Consider the following 3,982-nt stretch of genomic DNA (forward strand, 5'->3'; position numbering starts at 1 on the left):
CGAGCCAACTCCGACAAATCCCGACCAAAACAGTCTAGGAGCGGTGTGGCCGGTTTTTCCAAATCCTGATAGAGTGGGTCGCCATCGAGGAGTAAATGAGGGTCCGCCGGAAGCGCATCCAAGGCCCATTCCGCCCCATCGCCGAAGGGGGTATCCACACCACAGGCGCTCATTTCCGAGAGGAGGTCATCCCAAGGCGTATTACTGAGTTCACAGAGGGACTGAAGGAGATGATAGGGACGGACGACCGCTTCATCAAGGCATTGTAGGGCGGAGAGTTCCTCGGCTCGGGCAAAAACTTGCCGCGCATGGGCATCCCGGTGCATAATCCCCTGATGGACGGGTAAGGGGCTGGCGGATGAGATCTGCGATCGCAGGCGACGGCGAAAATTGCTGCGATCGAGTCCCCAGGTATCAAACCATTGTTGCAACACTTGGATATCACTGCGAAAATCGCGCTTCTGCATAGGATTGTCGCGAATTTGTCGGGGACAAAACCGTTCTAAGTCCAGATCGCAGAGTTTACAAAGTCCCAGCAACAGATGTGCTGGGGAGATCTCGCTCGCATGACCAGATTTTGCTTCGATCGCAGCGATGTTCCAAGCGAGAACAGTGCTAGGCGCGTAAACAGCCATTCGCCAATTCCGTGAAGGTCTAAGGGGGGACGGGACGGGAGCAAGACTGGGGACAAGACCACGAGCCGGGTTGCCAAACCCACCCTTCTCTACACTACATCTTGATCCGAGTCTCGGCAGCACTCGGGCTGAATTCTCCCGGAAAATTCCCCTTAACGGGTTGATTCAGGATAACAACCGCTGTTGACAACCGCTAGAGATAGGTGTCTGGGTTTTGGGCCACCCACCCCAGTTCTGAGTTGTTGCGGACTTCAAAATGCAGATGCGGTTGAGGAACATCGGGCGTTCCGGTACGACCGACGGTTCCCAGGTTCTGTCCTGCGTCGACAAATTCTCCCTGTTCCACATCCAGGCTCGCGAGATGAGCATAGCGGGTTTGGCGACCCCGGCTATGGTTAATTACCACGAGATTGCCATAGGGCTGTTGAACTCCCGCAAAGGCCACAATGCCATCCTCACTGGCCCGAACCGGAGTTTCGACCGTTGCCGGTAAGTCCCAGCCACTATGGAAGACAACCGACGAGGCACCGGGGGGCAACACCCAACCGTAGCCGAGCAGTGGCTCAACGGGGCTGGGCAAGGGATATTCGGCTAAAACGGGGCTGGCCCCTGGATCGTCGTCTGTAGGAGTTGGATCGGGGGTATCTCGATAGGGATACCAGTTGGCACCGGGGATAAAGGCGACGTCGGTGGGCGGATTGCAGTTATTGGCTTCAAAGAGAACATCGGCTCGCACGTTATATTCTTCGGCTAAATCGCTCCAGAGATCATCGGGGCTAACATTGACTTCAATGCCATCGTAGGGGGGGATTCTCAGCCGCATTCCCGGCCGAACGAGGCCATTTCGCACTTGGGGATTCATCCCCATGAGAGTGGTGGGAAAGAGATCATACTCCTCGGCGATCGCCTCTAGGGTTTCTCCAGGGGCCACGGTATGCGATCGCACCCGCGACAAGGCCGAGGGGGGACACAAATTCTCACGGGGACTGGTCATACGTGGGAAGCTTCGCCCCCCTGGATCTTGAGCCAGGGTTGGACTTTGATGGATCGTCCCTAAACTGACGCTGAGTAGGCACGATAACACCAACCCACACCACCATCGCCCCGATGGGGAGCGACTCCATTGCCACAGGTTTAAAACTCGTTTCATGTCCTTATGCAGCTCAACTGCACGATCAATACTCCTGTGTTAACGTCTTGCGGCAGCGCGATCGCCATGAGATCGGCCTCTTGTTTGAGGGCCACAAGTCCTCCCCTTAACTGCCCGAACTCCGCCTCTACAAATTACGATGGCGAAAGGGTTTAGCATCCTCACCGCTATAGGTTGCGGCAATATGACCATTCCCCACCACTTGATATTTGTAGGTCACGAGGCCCTCTAACCCCACCGGCCCGCGAGGGGGCAGTTTTTGGGTACTAATGCCCACTTCCGCCCCGAAGCCGTAGCGGAAGCCATCGGCAAATCGAGTTGAACAGTTATGGAAGACTCCCGCTGCATCCACTTGGGCGAAAAAGCTATCCACCGCTTGGGGGGCTTCGCTAATGATGGCTTCGGTATGACGGGAACCATAGGTGTTAATGTGGGCGATCGCCTCGGCGGGGGAATCCACCACCCGAATCGCTAACACTAAATCGCTATACTCGGTTTGCCAGTCGTCTTCCGTTGCGGCCTCCATCTCGACAATGGACTGGGCGATCGCATCCCCCCGCAGGGTCACCCCTTTTTCCTGCAAGGCCTCAGCCAAGGGCGGCAAAAAGGCTTTCGCGACCCCCTGATGAATCAACAGGGTTTCTACGGCGTTACAGGCGGCGGGATATTGGGTTTTGGCATCCACCACAATGGGGATGGCTTTATCGAGTACGGCACTTTGGTCGATGAAGATATGACAAATCCCATCGGCATGGCCTAATACGGGGATTCGCGTGTTCTCTTGCACAAACCGGACAAAGGCGTTCGATCCCCGAGGGATAATTAAATCCACCATGGAATCGAGTTGTAGTAGTTCCAAGATTTCTTCGCGAGTCGTCAGCAGTTGAATGGCATCGGTGGGGACTCCCACATAGTCTAAGCCGCGATGAATGGCCGCAACGATCGCCTGACAGGAGCGACTGGCTTCTTTCCCCCCTTTGAAGATGACGCCATTCCCGGATTTCAGGGCTAGGCTGGCAATTTGAATCGCCGCATCGGGCCGGGCCTCGAAAATCACCCCTAACACCCCCAGGGGACAGGTGATGCGTTTGAGAACCAGTCCATCATCGAGTTCTCGGTGTAACTGGGCCACTCCTACAGGATCGGGGAGTTTGCCCACATCCCGCACACCGGCGATGGCCGCTTGTAGTTTGCTTTCACTCAGTTTGAGGCGATCGTAGAGGGGTTTGGACAGGCCCTCCTGTTGGGCCGCTTCGCAGTCAGCGGCGTTGGCCTCTAAAATCTCCGCCGCCGCCAGGTTGAGGGAATCTGCGACGGCTGCAATGGCCGCATTTTTCGCATCACGGCTGAGATATCCTAACTGTTGCGCCGCCTGACGGGTTCGATGGGCGCTCTCAGCCAAGGACGAAGACGCTACAGTAGAAACAGTCATTCTTACTTCTCCGATTGGGTCAAAGGATCGCTTACGCTGCTCTCAGTGTACCGTTTGCCGGGGAACCCTTGGACTGAGGCGATCGCCCCCTTGGGGATTTTTTGCCCCTCAGGCTTCGATTTGGCTGAGATCTTCGCTACAATCAAGGACAGCTTTACAAAAGTTTAAGAATAGCGCCAACGCAACCATTCACTCTCGTCGCCCAGCAAAGATTTATGGACTGTATTATCAACCGCCGCGCCCAATTTTCCGCCGGTCACCGCTACTGGCTCCCGGAACTGAGCGAAGCCGAGAATCGCCGCCAATTCGGGGCCTGCGCCAATGTTCATGGTCACGGCCATAACTATGTTCTCTATGTGTCTATGGCTGGAGAACTTGATGAATATGGCATGGTGCTGAATTTATCGAACATCAAACATGACATTAAACGAGAAGTCACCAGTCAGCTTGACTTTTCCTTTTTGAATGAAGTTTGGCCCGAATTTAAGGAAACATTACCCACCACTGAAAATGTAGCGCGGGTGATTTGGCAACGACTCGCGCCCCATCTCCCCCTCGTTAAAATTCAGCTTTCAGAACATCCCGATTTATGGGCCGATTATTTCGGCAACGGCTGGGAAGCTCATTTAACCACCTGTACTCATTTTAGTGCCGCCCATCGCCTAGCCATACCCGATGCCAGCGACGATGAAAATGATGCCATTTATGGCAAATGTGCCTATCCTCATGGTCATGGTCACAACTACAATTTAGAAGTGACGGTGA

4 protein-coding genes are annotated in these 3,982 nt (G+C 54.8%); 1 reads left to right on the plus strand and 3 read right to left on the minus strand.

Features of this window, described 5'->3' with window-relative positions; genetic code table 11:
* The 3 genes from R6U67_RS10530 to R6U67_RS10540 form a co-directional block, all read right to left on the minus strand.
* A partial coding sequence (locus R6U67_RS10530) for a hypothetical protein (RefSeq protein WP_410252502.1) occupies positions 1 to 635 on the minus strand: 635 nt, incomplete at its 3' end.
* 193 nt (positions 636 to 828) lie between these two features.
* The gene (locus R6U67_RS10535; protein ID WP_410252503.1) at positions 829 to 1,785 is read right to left on the minus strand and encodes a LysM peptidoglycan-binding domain-containing M23 family metallopeptidase; all 957 of its coding nucleotides are present in this window, start codon (positions 1,783 to 1,785) and stop codon (positions 829 to 831) included.
* A 127-nt stretch (positions 1,786 to 1,912) separates the two neighbouring features.
* Entirely contained in the window at positions 1,913 to 3,217 is a 1,305-nt protein-coding gene (locus R6U67_RS10540; RefSeq protein WP_410252504.1) for a glutamate-5-semialdehyde dehydrogenase, read from the minus strand.
* A gap of 215 nt (positions 3,218 to 3,432) precedes the next feature.
* Between R6U67_RS10540 and R6U67_RS10545 the strand changes: the two genes are divergently transcribed.
* The coding region (locus R6U67_RS10545; protein ID WP_410252505.1) for a 6-carboxytetrahydropterin synthase at positions 3,433 to 3,982 on the plus strand (550 nt) is incomplete at its 3' end.

Origin of the sequence: Sodalinema sp., assembly GCF_046483825.1 — a bacterium.
In the GTDB taxonomy this organism is placed as follows: Bacteria; Cyanobacteriota; Cyanobacteriia; order Cyanobacteriales; family Geitlerinemataceae; genus Sodalinema.

Coding starts and splice junctions, on each gene's coding strand:
- R6U67_RS10535 (WP_410252503.1), bottom strand. CDS start 1,785: ATGAAACGAGTTTTAAACCTGTGGCAATGGAGTCGCTCCCCATCGGGG.
- R6U67_RS10540 (WP_410252504.1), bottom strand. CDS start 3,217: ATGACTGTTTCTACTGTAGCGTCTTCGTCCTTGGCTGAGAGCGCCCAT.